The sequence below is a fragment of the uncultured Roseobacter sp. genome, from assembly GCF_947491795.1.
Classification (GTDB): domain Bacteria; phylum Pseudomonadota; class Alphaproteobacteria; order Rhodobacterales; family Rhodobacteraceae; genus Roseobacter.
The window spans coordinates 327900-351107 of sequence record NZ_CANLKW010000002.1 but is presented as its reverse complement, the minus strand read 5'-3'; the positions used below and the strand labels follow the sequence as shown (position 1 = coordinate 351107).

The window sequence follows — 23208 nt, the reverse complement described above, 5'->3', positions numbered from 1 at the left end:
GTGATGAGTGATACGCCGAATATTCTGGGAGAGATGAACGAGCGCTCGCGGGAAGTCTTCCGGCGCGTGGTCGAAGGGTATCTGGAAGATGGCTCGCCCGTCGGTTCGCGCACGCTGACACGGGATTTCAGCGAAAAGGTCAGCGCTGCAACAATCCGCAATGTGATGCAGGATCTGGAATATCTGGGCCTGCTGGACAGCCCCCATGTCAGCGCAGGTCGAATCCCCACGCAGATGGGTCTGCGCATGTTTGTTGATGGTTTGCTGGAAATCGGTGATCCCGATGCGACGGACCGTGAAAAGATTGACGCCACAGCGGCCTCGAATTCAGAGGATGTCAGCGGGCTGCTGGACCGGGTGGGATCGGCCCTGTCGGGTGTGACCCATGGGGCATCGCTGGTGATGACGCCCAAACGCGAGGCGCCGATCAAACACATCGAATTTGTTTCCCTGTCGCCGGACCGGGCGCTTGTCGTTCTGGTTTTCGCCGACGGTCATGTGGAAAACCGGCTTTTTTCCCCACCGCCGGGGCAGACGCCCAGTTCCATGCGCGAGGCTGCGAATTTTCTGAATGCGCTGATCGAGGGCAAAACGCTGAGCGAGCTGCACGGGGTCATGAAGACCGAGATTTCGACCCGCCGTCAGGAAATTGATTCGCTGGCGCAGGAGCTTGTGGAATCCGGGCTGGCCGTCTGGGAGGGCGAGGGCGATCAGATTGAACGTCTGATCGTGCGCGGCAGATCGAATCTGCTCAGCGATGATGGGGAGGGCGAGGATCTGGAGCGCATCCGGAGGCTGTTTGACGACCTGGAACGCAAGCGTGATATCGCCGAGTTCCTCGAACTTGCCGAAGAAGGCGACGGTGTGCGCATTTTTATTGGATCAGAAAACAAACTTTTTTCACTTTCGGGTTCCTCTCTGGTGGTTTCCCCATATATGAACGCTGATCGAAAGATCATTGGCGCGGTTGGTGTCATTGGTCCCACGCGACTGAACTATGGACGTATTGTGCCGATTGTGAATTACACGGCGCAGCTGGTTGGAAAACTGATCTCCGACCGGAGTTAGAGGTAAGATCATGGCAGAGCCCAAAAACGAAGATTTTCTGGATGATATCGACGACGCAGAGGCCGAAGCCTATGCGGAAGAAATGTCAGAGATTGATGAGGAAGCGCTGGAGCTGGAACAGGTCAAGGCCGAGCGTGACGAGTACAAAGACCGTTTCATGCGGGCACTGGCAGATGCAGAAAACTCGCGTAAACGGTCCGACCGGGATCGCCGGGAGGCAGAGAATTACGGCGGGTCCAAACTGTCGCGCGATATTCTGCCCGTCTATGACAACATGAAGCGCGCCATCGAGACAGTGACCGACGAACAGAAAGAGGCGAATGCCGCTCTGATCGAGGGGATCGAACTGACCATGCGCGAGTTGCTGAGTGTCTTTAAGAAGCACGGTATTGAGGTCATTGCCCCGGAAGTCGGGGACCGTTTTGATCCGAAGCTGCACCAGGCGATGTTTGAGGCACCTCTGCCCGGCACCAAAGCGGGGGATATCATTCAGGTCGCGGCAGAAGGTTTCATGCTGCACGACCGCCTGCTGCGCCCGGCACAGGTGGGCGTGTCCTCGACGCCGGCGGGCTGACACCTGCGCCCTGTCTGATCAGGCCGGGGCGGGAGTGTCGGAACACGGGATCTGGATATTTAAAGCCAGAAGAAGGGGCTGTCAGGATCTGGCGGCCTCTTTCAGTTTGTAGAGCAGATCGAGAGCCTGGCGGGGGGTCAGCTCATCGGGGTGGATATCTGCAATCGCCTCGTCGAGCTTTGAGGATTTTTGGGCTGCCGGGGGTGGCGGAGCCGGCGTCGCCGCAAACAGCGGCAGGTCATCGATCAGGGTTTTCTGGGTCGCGCCGCCTTCGCGTTCGCCCTTTTCCAGCGCTTCCAGCACCACGCGGGCGCGGGCGATTACCGCAGGTGGCAGGCCTGCCAGCTGGGCGACCTGTACGCCGTAAGATCTGTCAGCTGCACCTTTGCGCACTTCGTGCAGAAAGATCACTTCGCCTTCCCATTCTTTGACGGCCACTGTTGCATTGTCCACGCCGGGCAGTTTTGCGGCCAGGGCGGTCATTTCGTGGTAATGTGTGGCAAAGAGCGCGCGGCTTTTGTTGACATCGTGCAGGTGTTCCAGCGTGGCCCAGGCGATGGACAGCCCGTCATAGGTTGCAGTGCCGCGCCCGATCTCATCAAGAATGACAAGTGCGCGGTCATCGGCCTGGTTGAGGATCGCGGCGGTTTCTACCATTTCGACCATGAAGGTCGATCGCCCGCGCGCCAGATCATCTGATGCGCCGACGCGGCTGAACAGCTGGCTGATCGTTCCGATATGCGCGCTCCTGGCAGGGACGAAACTGCCCATCTGTGCCAGGATGGCGATAAGCGCGTTCTGGCGCAGAAACGTTGATTTACCAGCCATGTTGGGGCCGGTGAGTAACCAGACGTTTGCCGCGTCCTTGTCCGCCGTCAGGTCACAGTCATTGGCGATGAACGGAGCACCGGATTGCTGGCGCAGCGATGCCTCGACAACCGGATGGCGCCCGCCGGTAATGTCAAAGGCGCGGCTGTCGTCCACTTTGGGCCGGGTCCAGTTTTCTGATGTGGCAAGTTCTGCGAGACCGGCCGAGACGTCGATCTCTGCCAGGGCGGCGGCAGTCAGGGAAACACGCGCCGCGGTTTTGAGGGTTTCGGCACACAGGGCGTCATACAGGCGCTTTTCAATTTCCAGCGCGCGGGACCCGGCGTTGAGGATTCTGGTCTCCATCTCCGACAGGGCGACAGTGGTAAAGCGTACCTGATTTGCGGTGGTCTGCCGGTGGATAAAGGTCTCGGACAGCGGGGGTGACAGCATCTTGTCCGCGTGGGTTGATGGTGTCTCGATAAAGTAGCCCAGCACATTGTTGTGTTTGATTTTCAGGGACGAAATGCCCGTATCAGAGACGAATTCCTTTTGCATCTGCGCGATCACACCGCGGCCTTCGTCGCGCAGGGTGCGGGCTTCGTCCAGCGCGTCGTTGTGGCCCGGTGCGATGAAGCCGCCGTCGCGGGCGAGAAGCGGGGGTTCGGCCACAAGAGCGGCATCCAGCATGTCGATGAGGTCGCTGTGCCCGGTCAGTGTTTCGATGTTTTCGAGCAACAGATCGGGCAGCGGTTCGGTACCAAGCGTTTCCCTCAGCGTTTCGGAACAGGTGAGCCCGTTTCGGATTGCGGCGAGATCACGGGGGCCACCACGGTCAAGTGCGATGCGGGACATGGCCCGGTCCAGATCGGGCACACGGCGCAGATGCTCCCGCACCTTGTGCCGCAATGCGGTCCTTTCCTGCAGAAAGGCGACGGTGTCGAGCCTGCGCAAAATGGTGTCGCGGTCCCGCGACGGGCTCGACAGCCGTTGCTCCAGCAAACGCCCGCCGCCTGCGGTCTGAGTACGGTCAACGACAGACAAAAGCGAACCTGCGCGCCCGCCGGACAGCGCATGGGTCAGCTCCAGGTTTCGGCGTGTGGCCGCATCAATCTGGACGGTGCCGGAAACAGCCTCTTTCTGTGGGGGTCGCAGCAGGGGCAGCTGGCCCTTTTGCGTGATGTCCAGATACTGGATGACTGCGCCCATGGCAGAGACCTCGGCGCGGGTGAAACAGCCAAAGCCGTCGAGTGTCTCGACACCAAAGAGGGTGCAAAGCGATTTTTCGCCCCCCGTGCTGTCAAAGGCGGACCGGGCCAGACCCGTCAGGGCGATCCCGAAATCATCCGCGGTTTCGCGCAGATCATTCTCGGTGGTTTCTGACACGATCAGCTCGGAAGGTGCGAGCCTTGCCAGCTCCGGTCCAAGCCGCAGGGCGGTCAGCGGCATCACATGGAACGACCCGGTAGAGATGTCGACCCAGGCGAGCGCCTGGCTGTCGCGCACTTCTGCAAAGGCGGCCAGATAGTTGTGGCGCCGCGCCTCCAGAAGGCTTTCCTCGGTCAGAGTGCCCGGGGTGACAAGGCGCACGACATCGCGCTTAACCACCGATTTAGAGCCTCTTTTCTTTGCTTCTGCCGGGCTTTCCAGCTGTTCACAGACGGCTACGCGGAAGCCCTTGCGGATCAGTGTCAGCAGGTAGCCTTCGGCAGAATGAACGGGCACACCGCACATGGGGATATCGGCCCCGTCGTGTTTGCCGCGTTTTGTCAGCGCGATATCCAGCGCCTGCGCCGCCGCGACGGCGTCGTCAAAAAACATCTCGTAGAAATCGCCCATCCGGTAAAAGAGCAGGGCGTCCGGATACCCGGATTTGATTTCGAGATACTGCGCCATCATCGGCGTGACGGTCATAGAGCCCCCCGGCGGTTTCCCGCGACCTTACAAACGCTGATGCCCGGGTAAAACCCACAAATCGCATGCGCTTGAGGCGACCCGGCGCGTCGGGTATAGCCTGAGAGCCCCGGAACCACATCAAAGGCAGGAATACATGTCAAAAACCCGCGTCACCGCCGAAGAGGCGCTTGCCTTTCACCTCGAACCCACTCCGGGAAAATTTGAGATTACCGCCACGGTTCCGATGACGACGCAGCGCGATCTGAGCCTTGCCTATTCGCCGGGCGTTGCGGTGCCCTGCGAGGCGATCGCCGCGAACCCGGAAACGGCCTATGACTATACCAACAAGGGCAACCTTGTGGCTGTTATCTCGAATGGTACCGCTGTTCTGGGTCTGGGCAATCTCGGGGCGCTGGGCTCCAAACCGGTGATGGAAGGCAAGGCTGTTCTGTTCAAACGGTTTGCAGACGTGAACAGTATCGACATTGAGCTGGATACCGAAGACACGGACGCCTTTGTCGACGCGGTGCGCCTGATGGGGCCGACCTTTGGCGGGATCAACCTGGAAGACATCAAAGCGCCCGAGTGTTTCATCATTGAGCAGAGGCTCAAGGAAGAGATGGACATTCCGGTGTTCCACGATGACCAGCACGGCACGGCCGTGATCTGTGCTGCGGGTCTGTTGAATGCATTGCAGTTGTCGGGCAAGAAAATCGAGGACGTGCGCATCGTTCTGAACGGGGCGGGGGCTGCGGGGATCGCCTGTCTTGAACTGCTCAAAGCCATGGGCGCGCGGCATCAGAACTGTATCATGTGTGACACGAAAGGTGTGATTTATCAGGGCCGTACCGAGGGGATGAACCAGTGGAAATCTGGTCATGCGGTGGCCACGGATCTGCGCACCCTCGAAGAAGCGATGCAGGGTGCGGATGTGTTCCTGGGCGTTTCGGTCAAAGGCGCTGTTACCCAGGCGATGGTTCAGAGCATGGCGGAAAACCCGGTGATCTTTGCGATGGCCAACCCGGACCCGGAAATCACACCCGAAGAGGCGCATGAAGTTCGCCCGGACGCGATTATCGCCACGGGTCGCAGTGACTATCCCAACCAGGTGAACAACGTTCTGGGCTTTCCGTATCTCTTCCGGGGTGCGCTCGACATTCATGCGCGGGCGATCAACGATGAGATGAAAATCGCCTGTGCCCATGCGCTGGCCAACCTCGCGCGCGAAGATGTGCCGGACGAAGTGGCGCTGGCCTATGGGAAAAACCTGTCCTTTGGACGCGACTACATCATTCCGACGCCTTTTGACCCGCGTCTCATTCACCGCATACCTCCGGCCGTTGCCAAAGCCGGGATGAACACCGGTGCTGCCCGCCGCCCGATCATCGATATGGAAGCCTATGAGCTGTCGCTGAAAACGCGGATGGATCCAACGGCGAGCATTCTGCGGGGGATCAACGCCCGGGCGCGGGCCAATCAGGCGCGTATGATCTTTGCCGAAGGGGACGATCCAAGGGTGCTGCGTGCTGCGGTGATGTACCAACGGTCGGGTCTGGGTAAAGCGCTGGTTGTCGGACGTCATGAAGACGTCAAGGCCAAGCTCGACAAGGCAGGCATGGTGGATGCGGTCCGCGAGATCGAAGTGGTCAATGCGGCCAACACCACCCATCTCGATACCTATAAGGATTTTCTCTATAACAGGCTCAAACGCGGGGGTTTTGATGCCCAGGACATCCACCGTCTGGCCGCCCGCGACCGTCATGTCTTTTCTGCGCTGATGCTTGCACATGGTCACGGCGACGGGCTGGTGACGGGGGCAACGCGGAAATCAGCGCATATTCTGGACCGTATCAACCACGTCTATGACGCGTCCAAATATGACGGTGCTGTGGGGATCACGGCGCTGCTGCACAAAGGGCGGATCATTTTCATTGCCGACACGCTGGTGCATGAATGGCCTGACGAGGAGGACCTGGCGACGATTGCCGAACGTGCCGCCACCGTGGCGCAGAACATGGGGCTGGAGCCGCGCGTCGCCTTTGTCAGCTTTTCCACCTTTGGCTATCCGGTTTCAGAGCGGGCCGAGAAGATGGCCCGTGCGCCTGCGGTTCTGGATGCACGTGGCGTCAGCTTCGAGTACGAGGGCGAGATGACCGTGGACGTGGCGCTGAATGCCAAGGCGCAGTCGGCTTATCCTTTCTCGCGCCTGACCGGCCCTGCGAACATCCTGGTTGTTCCGGCGCGGCATTCGGCCAGCATTTCGGTGAAACTGATGCAGGAAATGGCGGGTGCCACGGTTATCGGGCCCATCCTCGCAGGGATCGACGGATCCATTCAGATCTGTTCCACAGTTTCCACTGCCAATGACATTCTGAATATGGCTGTTCTGGCGGCCTGCAAGGTCGGCTGATGGCGGTTTATAATCTGGGATCCATCAACGCAGACAATGTTTACCGGGTCACGCACCAGCCGGTGGCGGGTGAGACGCTGGCCGCCGAAAGCCTGACGCGCGGTCTGGGCGGCAAGGGGGCCAACATGTCTGTCGCCGCCGCGCGGGCAGCGGCCAGGGTCGTGCATATCGGTGCTGTCGGAACGGATGGCCAGTGGGCCCGCGAGCGGCTGCTCGAATACGGTGTCGATACGCGGTTCATCGCCGTTTCTGACCTGCCGACGGGCCATGCCAACATCTGCGTTGATCCGGAGGGCGAGAACACCATCGTGCTTTTGTCCGGCGCCAATGGCGGGATCACAGATGACATGATCGGTGCGGCCCTCAGCGATGCGGGCACGGGCGATATCTTTGTCACGCAGAACGAAACCAACGGTCAGCGCGAAGCGGTTGCCATGGCCGCGCGTCTGGGTCTGCGCGTGGTCTACGCCGCGGCCCCCTTTGACGCCAAAGCCGTGCGCGCGGTGATCGACAGGGTTGATCTGCTGGTTCTGAATGCGGTCGAGGCTTCGCAACTGGCGCAGGAAACAGGCTCTGAACCGGGGGATTTGCCGTGCAGCGACGTGGTGGTGACCATGGGTGGCGACGGGTGCATCTGGTACAGCAAGGGCCAGGAAGCGCAGCGGTTTCCGGCAATTCCTGTAACGCCGGTCGATACAACAGGCGCGGGGGATACGTTCACCGGCTATCTGATTGCGGGCCTTGATCGCGGGATGCCGATGGCCCAGGCGATCGGGCTGGCCACCAAAGCCGGTGCTCTGATGGTCATGCGCGAAGGGACCGCAGATGTGATCCCCGATCTGAAAGAGATCGAGGATTACACCTTTGGCTGATCAGCTCTGAACAAAGGGCGCGTCGCTGCCCCAGAGCTGCTGGATGCGCTGATCGCGTCCGCAGGCATTCCGGTAGGCCTTGTAGGCAGATGATTTGCGTTTCGGTCCGAACCGGGTGAGCACAATATCATCTGACTTGTAATAGTCCTGGTGGTAGTCCTCGGCTTCATAAAACGGGGCTTCGGCCAGGACAGGTGTGACGATTGTCTGACCCAGAGCTGCCGCCGCCGCCTTTTTGGCCGCTGCCGCATCGCGCTGGGCCTCTGGTGTATCCACAAAAACGGCTGTTCTGTAGCTCTCGCCTCTGTCGCAGAACTGGCCCCCTGCATCTGTCGGATCGACAGAGCGGAAAAACATATCCAGAAGCGAGGCCCGGGAGACAACTGACGGATCATAGGTGATCCGGACCGCTTCATAATGTCCGGTGCCGCCACGGGTGACCTGTTTGTATGTCGGGTTTTCCACAGTACCGCCGGTATATCCGGAGACCGCCTCTTTCACGCCCCGGACCCGCTCAAAGTCAGCCTCGACACACCAGAAACATCCCCCCGCAACGGTCAGGGTTTCGAGATCATCCGCCAGGGCCGTACGTGTCTGAGCAAAAAACCCAAGGGCGATCATCCCGGCAAGTGCATAAGTTTTGACAGAAGAAATGTTCAGCATTTTCGGTCTCCTTTGTGGTTAATGTGCCGGGCCCGGGCCTCACGGGCAATTCACCAGCCCGGGAGGTCACGCGCTGGTGAAGACTGTTTACGATCCGGGCTGATGACGTGCCGTAATTTGGGTTTTACTGAAACAGAATCCTGTGATCATAGAAGGCACTGAAACAATTCGGTGTAACGGAGGCGTTAAAATGCGCATCGCGATGTGGTCAGGGCCGCGCAATCTTTCAACGGCCATGATGTACAGCTTTCTGGCACGGGGCGATTTCACCGTTATGGACGAGCCGTTTTATGCGCCTTATCTGGCGACAACCGGGCGGCAGCATCCCATGGCGGCAGAGATTATCGCAGCACATGAGACGGATCCGGACACTGTGGCGCGGACATGCCTCGCGCCGGTTGCAACGCCGCATGTCTATATGAAACATATGCCGCACCACATGCTGCCGGGTTTTCCGATGGACTGGGCGCGGAACTGTGTGAACGTGCATCTGATCCGCCATCCGGCACGGGTGATCGCCAGCTATGCGGCCAAACACGATGACATCACGCTGGATGACATCGGGTTCGAGCGCCAGATGGAAGTCTTTGACCAGCTGGGCGGTATTGTGATCGATGGCACCGACGTCCGTGCCGATCCGGAGAGGATGCTGACCCGTTTGTGTAATGCGATTGGTCTGCCGTTTCATCCTGCGATGCTGCACTGGCAGGCCGGACCGCGTGCAGCAGATGGTGTCTGGGCCGCGCACTGGTATGGCGCTGTTCACCGCAGCACCGGGTTCGCCGGAGCAGAGGGGCCGCTGCCTGAACTGACCGGAGAGCTGAAAGATCTGTGTGACCAGGCCATGCCGGCCTATGAACAGCTGGCGCAGGCCGGGCAAAAATTATCGCTCTGATCCGAAACTCCAGAGGACCTGTGTGCGTGCATGGAGGCGTACACAATGAAACCGGGAGATGATTAATGATACGCACAGCACTTTTCGCCACAGGCCTTTTTCTGGCCACGACCCCTGCTTTTGCTGCCGGGCACGCGACGCCCGGGGTTGTGGCCTCGGATCAGGATGTCTCGAACGGCGTTGTCAGCGCCGAAAAGATCACAGCCGGTGAAAACGGCTGGATGGTCGTGCACCGTACGGACGCCGACATGAAACCTGGCCCGGTCGTAGGCTATGCGCCGCTGCGTGCAGGCGAAAACCTGGATGTTGCGGCCATTCTGCAGGAGCCGGTCGCGTCTGGTGACATGCTGATGCTGATGGTCCATTCCGAAGCGGGTGGCACAGCCACCGGCGTGTTTGAATACACGCTGGGCGCCAAAGAAGACGGACCGATCAAGCCGGATGGAAAACTGGTGATGCAGGTAATCTCGGCGAAGTAACCGCCGGATCACCAGAGCAGCGAAAAGGCCCGGTGTCCCCTTCCGGGCCTTTTTGTTACTTCAGCCGTTTGTCCCGCGCGGCCAGCAGCTTCAGGCGCAGCGCGTTGAGCTGGATAAACCCGGCCGCGTCTTTCTGGTCATAGGCACCGGCGTCGTCCTCAAAGGTCACATGCGCTTCGGAATACAGGCTGTGATCTGACCAGCGCCCGACCGTGCGCACATGCCCCTTATAAAGCTTGAGACGAACCGTGCCTGTCACATGGGTCTGGCTGGCGTCAATTGCGGCCTGCAGCATTGTCCGTTCAGGCGAGAACCAGAAACCGTTGTAAATCAGTTCGGCATAGCGCGGCATCAGCTCGTCCTTGAGGTGCATGGCCCCCCGGTCGAGCGTGATGGATTCGATGGCCCGGTGTGCTTCCAGCAGCAGCGTGCCGCCAGGGGTTTCGTAGATTCCGCGGGACTTCATGCCGACAAAACGGCCCTCGACCAGGTCAAGCCGGCCACAGCCGTGTTTACCGCCCAGCTCATTAAGTCTGGTGAGGATCGTCGCAGGCGACATCGGCGTGCCGTTGATGCTGACTGCGTCGCCTTTTTCGAACCCGATTTCCACATATTCCGGCGTTTCGGGCGCATCCTCGGGGTGCACGGTACGCTGATAGACGTAATCGGGCGCGTCCACGGCCGGGTCTTCCAGCACTTTGCCCTCAGAGGAGGTGTGCAGCAGATTGGCGTCCACGCTGAACGGCGCTTCGCCGCGCTTGTCTTTGGCAATCGGGATCTGGTTCTTTTCGGCGAAATCGATCAGTTTTGTCCGGCTCGACAGGTCCCACTCGCGCCAGGGCGCAATCACTTTGATATCCGGGTTCAGCGCATAGGCCGCCAGTTCAAACCGCACCTGATCGTTGCCTTTGCCGGTCGCGCCGTGAGCGACAGCATCTGCGCCTGTTTCTGCGGCAATTTCTACCAGCCGTTTGGAAATCAGCGGGCGTGCGATGGAGGTGCCCAGCAGATACAGGCCTTCGTAAACCGCATTGGCGCGGAACATCGGAAAGACAAAGTCGCGCACAAATTCTTCGCGCAGGTCCTCGATATAGATGGCGCTTGCGCCCATCATCTCGGCCTTGGCGCGCGCGGGTTCAAGCTCCTCTCCCTGACCAAGATCGGCGGTAAAGGTGACAACCTCGCAGCCGTATTCGGTCTGCAGCCATTTCAGGATGATCGAGGTATCGAGACCGCCGGAATAGGCGAGCACAACTTTTTTGGGCGCGGACATGAAATCTTCCTTTTCGGTTTAAAACGCGCCCTACCGGTTTTTGAAAGGCTGAGCAAGATATCAAGCCGCCGTTGACGCCTGCGCAGGCGGCGCTTATCGACAGGGAACGCCAGCAGAAAGGCTTTCGATGACACAGACATTCCGCGAACGGGCCGTGGCAGCAAAAGAAGCGATGCGGGATGTTTTTCCCGCGACCCCGCTGATGCGCAACGATCTGCTGAGCGCGAAATACGGTGCGGATATCTGGCTCAAGCGCGAGGATCTCAGCCCGGTCCGCTCCTATAAACTGCGCGGCGCGTTCAATGCCATGCGCAAGGTCATTCCGCAGCAGGAAATGTTTGTCTGCGCCAGCGCCGGCAATCACGCACAGGGCGTCGCCTTTATGTGCCGGCATTTTGCTGTGCGGGGCGTGGTCTTCATGCCAGTCACGACACCGGAACAGAAGGTCATGAAAACCCGGATGTTCGGTGGTGATTTCGTTGAGGTGCGTCTGGTCGGTGACTATTTCGATCAGACCCTGGCGCAGGCCCAGGAATTCTGTGCCGGGGCGGGCGCGCATTTTCTGTCCCCCTTTGACGATGAGGACGTGATCGAGGGTCAGGCCTCGGTCGCTGCGGAAATCCTGGAACAACTGGGCCGCGTGCCGGACCGGATCGTACTGCCGGTTGGCGGGGGCGGTTTGTCTGCCGGAACGCGCAGTTTCTTTGGTTCAGAGACGGAATTCACCTTTGTCGAACCCGCTGGCGCACAAAGCCTGGCGGCAGCAATCGAGGCGGGCGCACCTGTCGATGTCTCGCCCATCAACAGTTTCGTGGACGGGGCCGCTGTTGCAAAAATCGGGGAGCGTACCTTTGACCGGCTCCGCCAAACCAGCCTCGACGATATCGTGCATCTGTCCGAGGACAGGATCTGTGGCACGATTGTCGAGATGCTAAACGTGGAAGGCATCGTTCTGGAACCGGCGGGTGCGCTGGCAGTGGAGGCCTTGAGCGAAATCCGGCCCCTGACAGCGGGTAAAACTGTTGTCTGTGTCGCGTCTGGCGGAAACTTTGATTTCGAGCGTTTGCCGGAGGTCAAGGAAAGGGCCCAGCGGTATGCTGGCCTCAAAAAGTATTTCATCCTGCGCCTGCCCCAGCGGCCCGGCGCGCTCAGGGATTTTTTGCAGACGCTTGGCGCCCACGACAACATCACCCGGTTTGAATATATGAAAAAGTCGGCCCGCAACTTTGGGTCGGTTCTGATCGGTATCGAGACGGATCAGCCGAGGAATTTCGCCGAGATGTTTCAGCGGATCGATGATGCCGGATTTACCTATACCGACATCACAAACGATGAAACGCTGGCGCAGTTTGTGATCTGACGGATGGTCGGGATCGCAGGCAAATCCGTTGTGATTACCGGTGGTGCGGGTGGCATCGGTGCTGCGCTGGCGGCACGCATGTTATCGCTTGGAGCGCGGGTCACCATTGCAGATCTGGATCCGGACAGGGTCGCGGCTGCGGCGGATCAGCTTGGCTGTGATGGCCATGTCTGTGATGTGACCTCCGAACAGCAGATCCGTGCGCTCTGCGAGGTTGCTGCGCGGCGACACGGGGGCCCGGACATTTTTGTCTCTAACGCTGGGTATATGTCGCCCCAGCCCGGTCATGCAGCATCGGCGTCTGATGCCGTCTGGGAACGCAGTTTGGCGGTTCATCTGATGGCGTATGTCTATGCGGCGCGGGCGGTTCTGCCGGGAATGCTGGAGCGCGGGTCGGGGTGTCTGGTCAATATTGCCTCGGCTGCGGGACTGCTGAACCAGATCGGGGATGCCGCATATTCCGCCAGCAAACAGGCAGCCGTCAGTTTTTCGGAATCCCTGGCGATCAGCCATGGCGCAGACGGGCTGACCGTTTGTCTGGTGTGTCCGCAGTATGTCGCCACGCCGATGATCGGGCTGTCGGATGCGGATGCAGATGGCTCCCGCGGTCTGTTGTCAGCAGATGACGTCGCAGCGCTGATCTGCGAGGGCGTACTTGCAGATCGTTTCCTGATATTGCCCCATCCGGAAGTGCGGGACTATGCCATGCGGCGCGCAGAGGACCATGACAGGTGGATTTCCGGGATGCAGAAGCTGCGCACAAAAGCGGAAAAAACCCTCAGGACAGATGGGGCAGGCGGCCTTTACAAGCTGCTTTAACCGCCGGTCTCGGAGCCGAGGTTTTCCAGAAAATCGTTGCGTGAAGCCTGATAGCAGGCGTGCAATGCAGAGACATCAATCTCTGTGCCACTGCCCTGTGCCAGGCCTGATTCACCCTGTTGGCACAGGCTTGAAAACTGCCGGAAACCAAGGCTCAGAGCGCTCCCCTTGAGGAAGTGGAGTTTCTCTCCGAAGTTTGGTGCTTTGTCATCAAGTTCGCTGATTTCGGAATCCACCTCTTCGAGGAAAAGTTCGACAACTTCCTCAAAGTCCTCTGGTCCGACCTCATCGCGCAGCGCGCGTACACGGTTCCAGTCAATCACGTCAGCCTCCGACACAGGTGCGCGCAGGCTGGCAGGACTTTCCTAATCATCGGTTATCAGGCTGATTGTTTCGGGTACAATTTTAACTTTTACCAGCCGTTAACGCAGGACACCTACTCAGAGAGCTGAACACATGTGAACAGAGACTCGAATGCAGGCTTTTGCGCCACACGGTCCACATACTGCGACGTGCAGCGACGAGGCGGAAGAGCGCGTCGTTCTCGTTGTCGACGACAGCAGGCTTCAGCGTAAGATACTGACCAGCCTGCTGAAGCGCTGGGGGTTTCGCGTGATCGAAGCAGCCTCGGGCAACGAGGCGCTGGAACAATGCAAAGAGCATCAGCCGGAACTTGTTATCAGCGACTGGGTCATGCCGGGAATGTCCGGTATTGAATTCTGCAGCAAATTCAGAGAGATGACGCAGGATCACTATGGGTACTTTATCCTTCTGACCTCCAAGAGCGAGAAGAATGAAATTGCCGAGGGTCTGGATTCCGGCGCTGACGATTTCCTGACAAAGCCTGTCGACAGCAACGAGCTGCGCGCGCGCATCACTGCGGGTGAGCGTATCCTTGCGATGCAGGGCGAGCTGACCATGAAGAACCGCGTGATCAGCGAAACACTGGACGAGTTGCAGCGCCTGTACGATTCTCTCGACGGCGATCTGCTCGAAGCGAAAAAACTGCAGGAATCGCTGATCCGGGAGACCAACCGTTCCTTTGATGGCGGTGATCTGTCGTTGTTTCTGCGCTCCAGCGGCCACGTGGGCGGTGATCTGGTCGGCTTTTATCCTGCCGCGCCGGGGCACCTGGGCCTATATGCCATTGATGTGTCCGGGCATGGTATCAGCTCCGCTCTGATGACAGCGCGGCTTGCGGGGTATCTCTCGGGCAGCGCGCCCGACCAGAATGTGGCCCTGGAAAAACTGGAGGATGGCAGTTACCAGTCGCGGCCACCCGCCGAAGCTATCGAGTCGCTCAACGAGCTTGTTCTCGATGAGATGGAAACAGAGCACTATTTTACGCTGATTATTGCGGATATTGAGCTTGCCACCGGCAAGGTTGTGATGGCGCAGGCCGGGCATCCGCATCCGCTTGTCCTGCGCAGTGATGGCAGCATGGATCAGGACGGTACAGGCGGTTTTCCTGTGGGTCTGATGTCCGGGGTTACGTTCACCCAGTTTGAAATTCAGCTCAATCCGGGGGACAGGCTGCTGATCCTCTCGGACGGGGTGACGGAATGCCCTGCTCAGGATGGCAGTATGCTGGGCGAAGACGGGTTGGAAAACATTATCGCAGGTATCGCCGAAACCGGTGGCAATGCCTTTCTCGAAGCGCTTGTCTGGCGTCTGTCTGAATTCGCGGGTCTGGAAGAATTCCCGGACGACGTATCAGGTATCCTGTTCGAATTTACGGGCCAGGATCAGGCGTAGTACCGGCCGACAAACATCCTGTCGCCATCATTTCCAAGCACTTCCAGGGCGTCCTGCGGGGACAGGACCACAGTGACATGATCCGGCTCTGTCGGCTCAGCCACCTGCCGGACAGGCCGGGCGACGTAGATGTGGCAAACCTTTTCCGCCCACATGTCATATTCCGGCATAAACACAAAACGACGAAAGGCACCAACGCGCCGGGGGCCTGCAATCCGCCAGCCGGTTTCTTCCATCACTTCGCGGTGCAACGCGTGAAGAGGGCTTTCACCAGGGTCGATCCCGCCGCCCGGCAGCTGAATATCTGCCACATCCGACAGCTGACAGGTCAGCAGAATTCTGTTTTTGAGCGGCAGAATGGCATAGGCGCCGGGTCGCAGGACATAGCGCTGGTTTGCGTCTGGTGCATGGCCGACCCGTCGCATCATTCTGGCTTACCCTCTTTTCAACCGGTCACGGACCCATATATGGACGCGGGTATGCCAGGCAAATGGCGATAAGGAAACCCCAATGACACATGGACAGCAAATCGCGTGGGACGACACGGTCCTGCCATTTCAACTCGATGCAAGCGACATGCGCGGCCGCGTTGCGCGGCTGGACGGTGCGTTGAACGGTATCCTGAAACAGCATGATTACCCCCCACAGGTCGAAGCACTGGTGGCGGAGATGGCATTGCTTACGGCTCTGATCGGGCAGACGATCAAGCTGCGCTGGAAACTGCAGTTGCAGGTCCAGACCAAGGGTGCTGTGCGCATGATCGCAACAGATTACTACGGTCCGGAGAATGAGGGCGATCCTGCGCGGATCCGTGCCTATGCCAGCTATGATGCAGACCGGCTGACGGACGCACCGGCGTTCGAGCAGGTAGGTGAGGGCTATTTCGCCATCATGATTGATCAGGGCAAGGGCATGACCCCGTACCAGGGTATCACACCGCTGGACGGCAAATCGCTGTCGGACTGTGCAGAAGCCTATTTCGCGCAGTCCGAACAGCTGCCGACGCGGTTTTCGCTGAGTTTTGGCAAATCAACGGAACCTGGTGTCGATGAGCACTGGCGGGCGGGGGGTATCATGCTTCAGCACATGCCCAAAGCATCGCCTTTTGTGGCCAGCGGCGAGGGGTCGGGCACCGTTCTGACAGCCGGTGATCTGGTGCAGAATGAAGAGGCTGAGAACTGGAACCGGGTCAATGTTCTGCTCGATACCGTCGAGGACCTTGAGCTGATCGGCCCGACGCTGCCGCCCAATGACCTGTTGTTACGGCTTTTCCACGAGGAAGCGCCGCGGGTCTATGACGCGCAGACGGTCCGGTTTGGCTGTACCTGCTCTGAGGACCGCGTGCGGCAGAGCCTGTCGATCTATTCTGCGCGGGACATCGAAAAGATGACCACCGATGCGGGACGTGTAACCGCAGACTGCCAGTTTTGCGGTGCGCATTACGACCTTGATCCGGCGTCGGTGGGCTTTGAAGCAGAGCAGACCGGTAATGACACCTGATCCTGAACTGATCCGGGCGGCACTGCGTCGTCCGGGTCGGCCATCTTCTGACTTTGATCTGAACCCGGATACGGTTCTGGCTGAGGACCGCCGTTTGCGCCCTGCAGGGGTTCTGGCTGCCGTAACAGAGACGAAATCAGGTTTTGAGCTGTTGCTCACCAAGCGTTCTTCGGCGCTGAAACATCACCCGGGTCAGATCGCCTTTCCCGGCGGAAAACAGGATGAGGGCGATGCCGATGTGATCGCAGCCGCCCTGCGCGAGGCAGATGAGGAAATCGGGCTTCCGGCAGATGCGGTAGAGGTCCTGGGAACACTGCCGTCTCACGAGACGGTCACCGGGTTTCAGGTCACGCCGGTCATTGGTCTGGTGACCCGTGATTTTGATATCCGTGCCGAGCCAGGCGAGGTAGATGAGGTTTTCTCTGTCCCTCTGGCGCACGTTCTGAATCCACAGAATTTTTATGTCGAGGGACGCCGCTGGCGTGGTCAGCGCAGGCTGTATTACACCGTGCCCTACGGACCCTATTACATCTGGGGCGCGACTGCGCGTATGTTGCGGGCATGGACCGAACAGATGAAATCCTGATCCCGCCCGACACGGACTGGCTGCAGAACACTGATGCGCGCCGGGTGTGCGATGCGGTCAGCGCAGAGGGCGGCTCTGTCTTTTTTGTCGGGGGCTGTGTGCGCGATGCCTTGCTGGGCCTGCCCGGCGCCGATGTGGACCTATCAACGAACGTGTTGCCACAGGATGTTGTCCGGCTTGCCGGGGCGGCGGGTCTCAAAGCCGTTCCGACCGGTATCGACCACGGAACGGTTACGGTTGTGTCCGGCGGCAGAGGTTTTGAAATCACGACCTTTCGCAGGGATGTCCAGACGGACGGGCGCAGGGCTGTCGTCGCCTTTTCTGACGATATCACCGAGGATGCCCGCCGGCGGGATTTCACAATGAACGCGATCTATGCAACTCCGGCAGGTCAGATTGTTGATCCGCTGGGGGGCGTGCAGGATTGTCTGAACCGTCGTGTCAGGTTCATCGAGGACGCCGACCGCCGTATTCGGGAGGACTATCTGCGCATTCTGCGGTTCTTTCGCTTTCACGCCTGGTATGCACCCGCCGACCAGGGCTTTGACCCTGATGCACTGGACGCAATTGCACGCAATACGTCCGGATTAGAGACACTTTCAGGTGAGCGTACCGGCCATGAGATGATGCGCCTGCTGTCGGCGTCTGATCCTGCGCCAGCCGTGGCGGCGATGCGACAGACCGGGTGTCTGTCCCACATTCTGCCGGCAGCCGATGATCGCTTTCTGGGCCCGGTGGTGCATCTCGAAGAGACACTCGGTCTGTCCCCGGACCGGATTTTGCGACTGGCAGCGCTGGGCGGCACGGATGTCGCTGACCGCCTGCGCCTGAGCAAAAAGCAGACAGCGCGCCTGGAGCTGATCGGGACGGCGGCTTTTGGGGGCAAAACTCTGCCGGAACTGGCCTGGCGTCATGATGCGGATATTGCTTTGGCGGCTCTGATCCTGCGGGCGGCCTGTGCGGATCAGCCTGTGGATGCCGCAGAACTATCACGCCTCGAACAGGCGGCGACTGCAGTTTTCCCTGTCACGGCACAGGATCTGATGCCAGGCTTGCAGGGGAAGGCGCTGGGCGAGGCGCTGAAACAGATGGAGGCACGCTGGATTGCTTCTGATTTCACCCTCTCGCGTAAAGATCTGATGACACCGGAATGAAGTCCTCGACAGGTTGCATATTTTTTTGCTACACACGGCTCACAAGATTGGAGGAATACGAAATGTATCGCGGGATCTGGAACAGCTGAGGCTGGCATAACCTTCCCCTTCGGGCCCTGACACCAGCGCCTGAGCATTTCCGATATTCTTCCAGGACTTCCCCCATGTTCCGTTATTTTGAACGACTCGTCGACCCGTATGTCAGCTATACTGAAACGGATCACCCGCCCACAAAACTCTGGCCCTTTCTCTGGGCATATTCCCAGCCGTTTAAACGGGTGTTTTTCTGGGCGGGCGTCATGTCGATCATTGTTGCCGCGATCGAAGTTGCGCTCATTTTCTATATGGGCCGCGTCGTCGATCTTCTGGAAGGCAACCCGTCGCGGGTGTGGGAGATTTACGGCACAGAGCTTGTTCTTGTCGCGCTGGCCATCGTTTTCATTCGCCCGCTGGTGCAGTACCTGGATATCGGTCTGCTGAACAATGCGATCCTGCCGAACTTTGGCACGCTGATCCGGTGGCGCGCACATCGTCAGGTGCTGCGGCAGTCGGTAGGCTGGTTCGAGAACGATTTTGCCGGGCGGATCGCCAACCGGATCATGCAGACACCCCCCGCTGCCGGCGAAGTGGTGTTTCAGGTGTTCGATGCGATTTCCTTTTCTCTGGCCTATCTGCTGGGTGCCGCCATTTTGCTGAGCACATCCGATCCGCGGTTGTTGCTGCCGCTGCTGATCTGGTTTGGGCTATATGGCTGGCTGGTTCACTGGACGGTGAAACGGGTGGGCCCGGCCTCGCAGGAGGCATCCAATGCGCGCTCCGAAGTCACGGGCCGGGTGGTGGATGCCTATACCAATATCCACTCCGTCAAGATGTTTGCGCACCACGAGCAGGAACTGGACTATGCGAAAGAGGCGATCGAGTACTCGCGCGAGACCTTCCAGAAAGAGATGCGGATCTTCACGATCATGGATGGCACGCTGGTGGCGCTCAACGGTCTGCTGATCGTGGGTGTTGTCGGCTGGGCCATCGCGCTCTGGACCCAGGGCGAGGCCAGTGTGGGTGTTGTCGCAGCGGCCACGGCGCTGACGCTGCGGCTGAATGCGATGACCGGCTGGATCATGTGGGCGCTGACGACGTTCTTCCGGCAGCTTGGGGTCGTCGCCGAAGGTATGGAGACCATTGCCCAGCCGGTAACGCTGGTTGATGACGCGAACGCAAAACCGCTGAACCTGACCCGGGGCGAGGTTGTTCTGAAAGATGTCAGCCATCACTACGGGCGCGAAAGCGGTGGCCTGGACAGCATCAGCCTGACCATCCGGCGGGGCGAAAAGGTGGGGCTGGTGGGCCGGTCCGGGGCTGGTAAATCGACCCTCGTAAAGCTGCTTTTGCGGTTTTATGACCCTGAAAGCGGCACCATCATGGTGGATGGACAGGACATCACCAGGGTGACGCAGGACAGTCTGCGGCTGGCCATTGGCATGGTCCAGCAGGACAGTTCGCTGCTGCATCGTTCCGTGCGGGACAATATTCTCTATGGCCGCGCGGATGCGACGGAAGAGGAAGTCTGTGCCGCGGCGCGTCAGGCGCAGGCGCATGAGTTCATCCTCGATCTGACGGACCCCGAGGGGCGCACAGGTTATGACGCCCAGGTGGGCGAACGGGGTGTCAAACTGTCGGGCGGTCAGCGGCAGCGGGTGACACTGGCGCGTGTGATCCTAAAGAACGCGCCGATCCTGCTGCTGGACGAGGCGACAAGTGCGCTTGACAGTGAAGTGGAGGCCGCCATTCAGGATACGCTTTATGGGATGATGGAGGGCAAAACCGTGATCGCGATTGCCCACCGTCTGTCCACGATTGCTGAAATGGATCGCATTCTGGTGCTCGATCAGGGACGTATCGTCGAAGATGGTTCGCATGACGCGCTTTTGGCGCAGGGCGGGCTATATGCAGACTTCTGGGCCCGGCAGTCGGGCGGATTTCTGAGCACCGGGGACGACGCGTGAGAATTGAGAACTGGATCGATGCGTTCCGTCAGGCCGAGGGGCCGCCGCCGCAGACACTGGGCGCTTTCATGCGCTGGTGTCTCAGCGGTTCCTGGCCCGCGCTCTGGCTGGCGGCGTTCTTTTCCGCCGCAGCGGGCGCGATGGAGGCAGGCACCGCACTGATCCTGGGCATGGTGATCGATGCCACGTCCAGCGCAGGGCCGGAGGCGTTTTTTGATGGCGGCAACATCGCACTGATCACCGGTGCTGTTGCGTTTTTTCTGATTGCGCGGCCGTTGCTCTTTGGTCTGTCCGCCTCGACCAATGCGATCATCGTACAGCCCAATGTGAACCCCCTTGTCTTGTCGCGGCTTCACCGCTGGACACTGGGCCAGACCGTTGGGTTCTTTGACGACGATTTCGCAGGGCGTATCGCACAGAAACAGATGCAGGCGGCCCGTGCTGTCACAGATGTCGTCTCCGAGGTGATCAATGTTGTGGCCTTTGCGCTGGCATCGCTGATCGGATCGGTTCTGCTTTTACTGGCCATCGACTGGCGCGTGGCGCTGGGGTTCGGTGTCTGGCTGGTGATCTATTTCGCCATGATCAACTGGTTTTTGCCGCGTGTCCGGAAACGCTCTGCCGGGCGGGCTGGCGCGCGCGCAATGGTTTCTGGTCAGGTGGTGGACACCATCACCAACATCAAAACAGTCAAGCTGTTTGCCCACGCCGATCACGAGGATCGCGCGGCCCTGGGGGCGATGCAGACCTTTCGCACCCGCGCGATCGAGTTCGGATACCTGGCTGCGGGTTTCCGTTTTGCGCTGATGACGCTGGCCGGTCTGTTGCCGGTGCTGTTGCTGGGCGGCACAATCATTCTGTGGCAAGCCGGTCAGGCCACGCAGGGTGATATCGTGGCCGCCGGTGCCGTCGCGATCCGGATTGCACAGATGACCGGCTGGGTCAGTTTCACCCTGATGGCCATCTATTCCAACATCGGCGAGATCGAGGACGGTATCCGCACGCTGACACCGCGCAACCGGGTCGAGGATGCACCCGACGCCCCGGGGCTGGAAGTGAGCGAGGGTGCGATTACCCTGAGCGGTCTGGGTTTTGCATACGGGCGGGACAAAGGCGGCGTGCAGGGCGTGGATCTCCGGATCAGACCCGGGGAAAAACTGGGCATCGTTGGTGCTTCGGGGGCTGGCAAATCCACGCTCGTTGCCCTGCTTTTGCGTCTTTATGATGCCGAGGAAGGCTCCATTGAAATTGACGGGCAGGACGTGACAGCGGTGACCCAGGAAAGCCTGCGTCGCAATATTGGAATGGTGACCCAGGAAACGGCGATGTTTAACCGCTCGGCGCGCGACAATATTCTGTACGGACGTCCGGATGCCTCTGACGAGGAGATCATCGCAGCGGCCAGAAAGGCCGAGGCAGATGATTTCATTGCCGATCTTCAGGATCATGCGGGCCGGACGGGATATAATGCGCATCTGGGTGAGCGGGGCGTGAAACTCTCCGGCGGCCAGCGGCAGCGGATCGCACTGGCGCGCGCCATTCTCAAGGACGCCCCGATCCTGGTTCTGGACGAGGCCACAAGTGCGCTGGACAGCGAGGTCGAGGCCTCTATCCAGACGGCGCTGGAACGCGTCATGGAGGGCAAGACCGTGCTTGCCATCGCGCATCGCCTGTCCACCCTGACAGAGATGGACAGGATCGTGGTCATGGACGACGGCCATATTGTCGAGAACGGAACGCATGATGAATTGCTGGCGCGCGGAAAACTTTACGCGCAGTACTGGAACCGGCAGTCCGGTGGGTTTATCCGGACCGAAGCGGCGGAGTAACCGCCAGATATTCGGGGCAGCACCATGACAGAATTCACAGTGACGCGGTTGGGGCTGCAGGGTGACGGCATTGCCGAAGGGCCCGTCTTTTTGCCGCTGACCCTGCCTGGTGAACTGGTTGAGGCCAGCATTGTGGACGGCCGGGCCGGGGATGTGAAAATCATCCGCCCTTCCGAGCGCCGCGTGGCGGCCCCGTGCCGGCATTTCCGGTCCTGCGGGGGATGTCAGTTGCAGCATGCCGATGATGCCTTTGTCGCGGACTGGAAAGTGGAGATCGTGCACACTGCGCTGTCTGCACATGGAACAGAGACTGAATTTCGTCCGATTGTGACGTCTCCTGCCCGGTCCCGGCGACGTGCGGGGTTTGCGGCGCGGCGCACCAAAAAGGGTGCCATGTGCGGTTTTCATGGCAGGGCATCCGGCACCATCATTGATATTCCGGAGTGTCAGCTTCTTGATCCGGCGGTGCTCAAAGGCCGCCAGATCGCCGAGGCACTGGCGCTTGCAGGGGCCAGCAGAAAGACCGCATTGTCCGTGATGGTCACACGGATGGATAACGGGCTGGATGTGGCTGTTGAAAACGGTAAGCCGCTGGATGGCCCGTTGCGCCAGCAACTGGCTGCCATCTGCGAGGCACAGGGGCTTGTGCGGCTGGCCTGGGCAGATGAGGTGATCGCCATGCGCGCCCCGCCCGAACACCGCCTGGGACGGGCCGTGGTTTCGCCGCCCCCCGGCGCGTTTTTACAGGCGACCGATCACGGTGAACAGGCTCTGACACAAGGCGTTCTGGAGATAACCCAAGGTGCGGGCAGAGTGATCGACCTCTTTGCCGGATGCGGTACCTTTACGCTGCCGCTGTCGGAAACCGCCGAGGTTCACGCGGTCGAGGGCGAGGCATCCATGCTGGCCGCACTGGATGCCGGCTGGCGGCATGCCAGCGGCCTGCGCCCCGTCACAACCGAAACGCGTGACCTTTTCCGCCGTCCGCTGTTGCCGGATGAACTGGCGCGGACAGATGCCGTTGTTCTCGATCCGCCGCGCGCGGGGGCAGAGGCGCAGATCGCCGAGCTTGTTAAGACAAAAGTGCCGAAAATCGCCTATGTATCCTGCAATCCTGTGACCTTTGCCCGGGATGCCGCCACACTTGTTGCGGCGGGCTGGCATCTGGATCATGTGCAGGTTGTTGACCAGTTCCGCTGGTCAGCGCATGTGGAGCTTGTAGCCGGGTTCACGGCAGCACATATGCGGGCAGAAAGCTGAGGAGT

General features: G+C 59.8%; 20 protein-coding genes. 15 read left to right on the top strand and 5 right to left on the bottom strand.

Annotated elements, in window-relative coordinates; all coding sequences use genetic code 11:
• Window positions 1-3: 3 nt before the first annotated feature.
• Window positions 4-1068, top strand: a complete 1065-nt coding sequence (gene hrcA / locus Q1A34_RS08490) for a heat-inducible transcriptional repressor HrcA (RefSeq protein ID WP_300033026.1) — start codon at window positions 4-6, stop codon at window positions 1066-1068.
• A 10-nt stretch (window positions 1069-1078) separates the two neighbouring features.
• A complete protein-coding gene (locus Q1A34_RS08485) occupies window positions 1079-1642 on the top strand; it encodes a nucleotide exchange factor GrpE (RefSeq protein WP_300033024.1) in 564 nt (187 codons plus the stop codon).
• A gap of 81 nt (window positions 1643-1723) precedes the next feature.
• Here the strand turns inward: Q1A34_RS08485 and mutS are convergent, their stop codons facing one another.
• Complete coding sequence (gene mutS / locus Q1A34_RS08480; protein ID WP_300033022.1) at window positions 1724-4363, bottom strand: DNA mismatch repair protein MutS; 2640 nt, start codon at window positions 4361-4363, stop codon at window positions 1724-1726.
• A 136-nt stretch (window positions 4364-4499) separates the two neighbouring features.
• Between mutS and Q1A34_RS08475 the strand changes: the two genes are divergently transcribed.
• The gene (locus tag Q1A34_RS08475) at window positions 4500-6755 is read left to right on the top strand and encodes an NADP-dependent malic enzyme (protein ID WP_300033020.1); all 2256 of its coding nucleotides are present in this window, start codon (window positions 4500-4502) and stop codon (window positions 6753-6755) included.
• The gene (locus Q1A34_RS08470) at window positions 6755-7627 is read left to right on the top strand and encodes a ribokinase (protein WP_300033019.1); all 873 of its coding nucleotides are present in this window, start codon (window positions 6755-6757) and stop codon (window positions 7625-7627) included. Before Q1A34_RS08475 ends, Q1A34_RS08470 begins: the two co-directional genes overlap by 1 nt.
• On the opposite strand, the gene msrA is transcribed toward Q1A34_RS08470, so the two are convergent.
• Window positions 7628-8290, bottom strand: coding sequence for a peptide-methionine (S)-S-oxide reductase MsrA (gene msrA / locus Q1A34_RS08465; protein WP_300033016.1), 663 nt, complete (start codon window positions 8288-8290; stop codon window positions 7628-7630).
• Window positions 8291-8480: 190 nt separating this feature from the next.
• On the opposite strand from msrA, the gene Q1A34_RS08460 reads away from it, so the two are divergent.
• Window positions 8481-9185 (top strand): HAD family hydrolase, encoded by a 705-nt coding sequence (locus Q1A34_RS08460; RefSeq protein ID WP_300033013.1) that lies wholly within the window; start codon window positions 8481-8483, stop codon window positions 9183-9185.
• Between the two features lie 65 nt (window positions 9186-9250).
• A complete protein-coding gene (locus tag Q1A34_RS08455; RefSeq protein ID WP_300033011.1) occupies window positions 9251-9664 on the top strand; it encodes a hypothetical protein in 414 nt (137 codons plus the stop codon).
• Between the two features lie 55 nt (window positions 9665-9719).
• On the opposite strand, the gene Q1A34_RS08450 is transcribed toward Q1A34_RS08455, so the two are convergent.
• Window positions 9720-10937 (bottom strand): argininosuccinate synthase, encoded by a 1218-nt coding sequence (locus tag Q1A34_RS08450; protein WP_300033008.1) that lies wholly within the window; start codon window positions 10935-10937, stop codon window positions 9720-9722.
• A 127-nt stretch (window positions 10938-11064) separates the two neighbouring features.
• On the opposite strand from Q1A34_RS08450, the gene ilvA reads away from it, so the two are divergent.
• Both ilvA and Q1A34_RS08440 read left to right on the top strand, forming a co-directional pair.
• A complete protein-coding gene (ilvA, locus tag Q1A34_RS08445) occupies window positions 11065-12297 on the top strand; it encodes a threonine ammonia-lyase IlvA (protein WP_300033006.1) in 1233 nt (410 codons plus the stop codon).
• Between the two features lie 3 nt (window positions 12298-12300).
• Window positions 12301-13116 (top strand): SDR family oxidoreductase, encoded by an 816-nt coding sequence (locus Q1A34_RS08440; protein ID WP_300033003.1) that lies wholly within the window; start codon window positions 12301-12303, stop codon window positions 13114-13116.
• On the opposite strand, the gene Q1A34_RS08435 is transcribed toward Q1A34_RS08440, so the two are convergent.
• Window positions 13113-13439: an Hpt domain-containing protein gene (locus Q1A34_RS08435; protein WP_300033001.1), complete on the bottom strand. Its 327-nt coding sequence runs from the start codon at window positions 13437-13439 to the stop codon at window positions 13113-13115. The two genes, Q1A34_RS08440 and Q1A34_RS08435, sit on opposite strands and share 4 nt — an antisense overlap.
• Before the next feature lie 151 nt (window positions 13440-13590).
• Here Q1A34_RS08435 and Q1A34_RS08430 point away from each other — a divergent pair, with 151 nt between their 5' ends.
• Complete coding sequence (locus Q1A34_RS08430) at window positions 13591-14871, top strand: SpoIIE family protein phosphatase (RefSeq protein ID WP_300033000.1); 1281 nt, start codon at window positions 13591-13593, stop codon at window positions 14869-14871.
• Here the strand turns inward: Q1A34_RS08430 and Q1A34_RS08425 are convergent.
• Entirely contained in the window at window positions 14862-15299 is a 438-nt protein-coding gene (locus tag Q1A34_RS08425; protein WP_300032997.1) for an NUDIX hydrolase, read from the bottom strand. The two genes, Q1A34_RS08430 and Q1A34_RS08425, sit on opposite strands and share 10 nt — an antisense overlap.
• Window positions 15300-15381: 82 nt before the next feature.
• On the opposite strand from Q1A34_RS08425, the gene Q1A34_RS08420 reads away from it, so the two are divergent.
• The 6 genes from Q1A34_RS08420 to Q1A34_RS08395 all read left to right on the top strand — a co-directional run bounded on the left by Q1A34_RS08420 (window position 15382) and on the right by Q1A34_RS08395 (window position 23203).
• Window positions 15382-16371 (top strand): Hsp33 family molecular chaperone HslO, encoded by a 990-nt coding sequence (locus tag Q1A34_RS08420; RefSeq protein ID WP_300032994.1) that lies wholly within the window; start codon window positions 15382-15384, stop codon window positions 16369-16371.
• On the top strand, window positions 16361-16957 hold the full coding sequence (locus Q1A34_RS08415; RefSeq protein WP_300032992.1) for a CoA pyrophosphatase: 597 nt from the start codon (window positions 16361-16363) through the stop codon (window positions 16955-16957). Before Q1A34_RS08420 ends, Q1A34_RS08415 begins: the two co-directional genes overlap by 11 nt.
• Complete coding sequence (locus Q1A34_RS08410; RefSeq protein WP_300032990.1) at window positions 16933-18111, top strand: CCA tRNA nucleotidyltransferase; 1179 nt, start codon at window positions 16933-16935, stop codon at window positions 18109-18111. The genes Q1A34_RS08415 and Q1A34_RS08410 overlap by 25 nt, the downstream gene beginning before the upstream one ends.
• 164 nt (window positions 18112-18275) lie before the next feature.
• Entirely contained in the window at window positions 18276-20114 is a 1839-nt protein-coding gene (locus Q1A34_RS08405; protein ID WP_300032987.1) for an ABC transporter ATP-binding protein, read from the top strand.
• Entirely contained in the window at window positions 20111-21943 is a 1833-nt protein-coding gene (locus tag Q1A34_RS08400; RefSeq protein WP_300032985.1) for an ABC transporter ATP-binding protein, read from the top strand. Before Q1A34_RS08405 ends, Q1A34_RS08400 begins: the two co-directional genes overlap by 4 nt.
• Window positions 21944-21967: 24 nt before the next feature.
• Window positions 21968-23203, top strand: a complete 1236-nt coding sequence (locus tag Q1A34_RS08395; RefSeq protein WP_300032982.1) for a class I SAM-dependent RNA methyltransferase — start codon at window positions 21968-21970, stop codon at window positions 23201-23203.
• Window positions 23204-23208 lie beyond the last annotated feature (5 nt).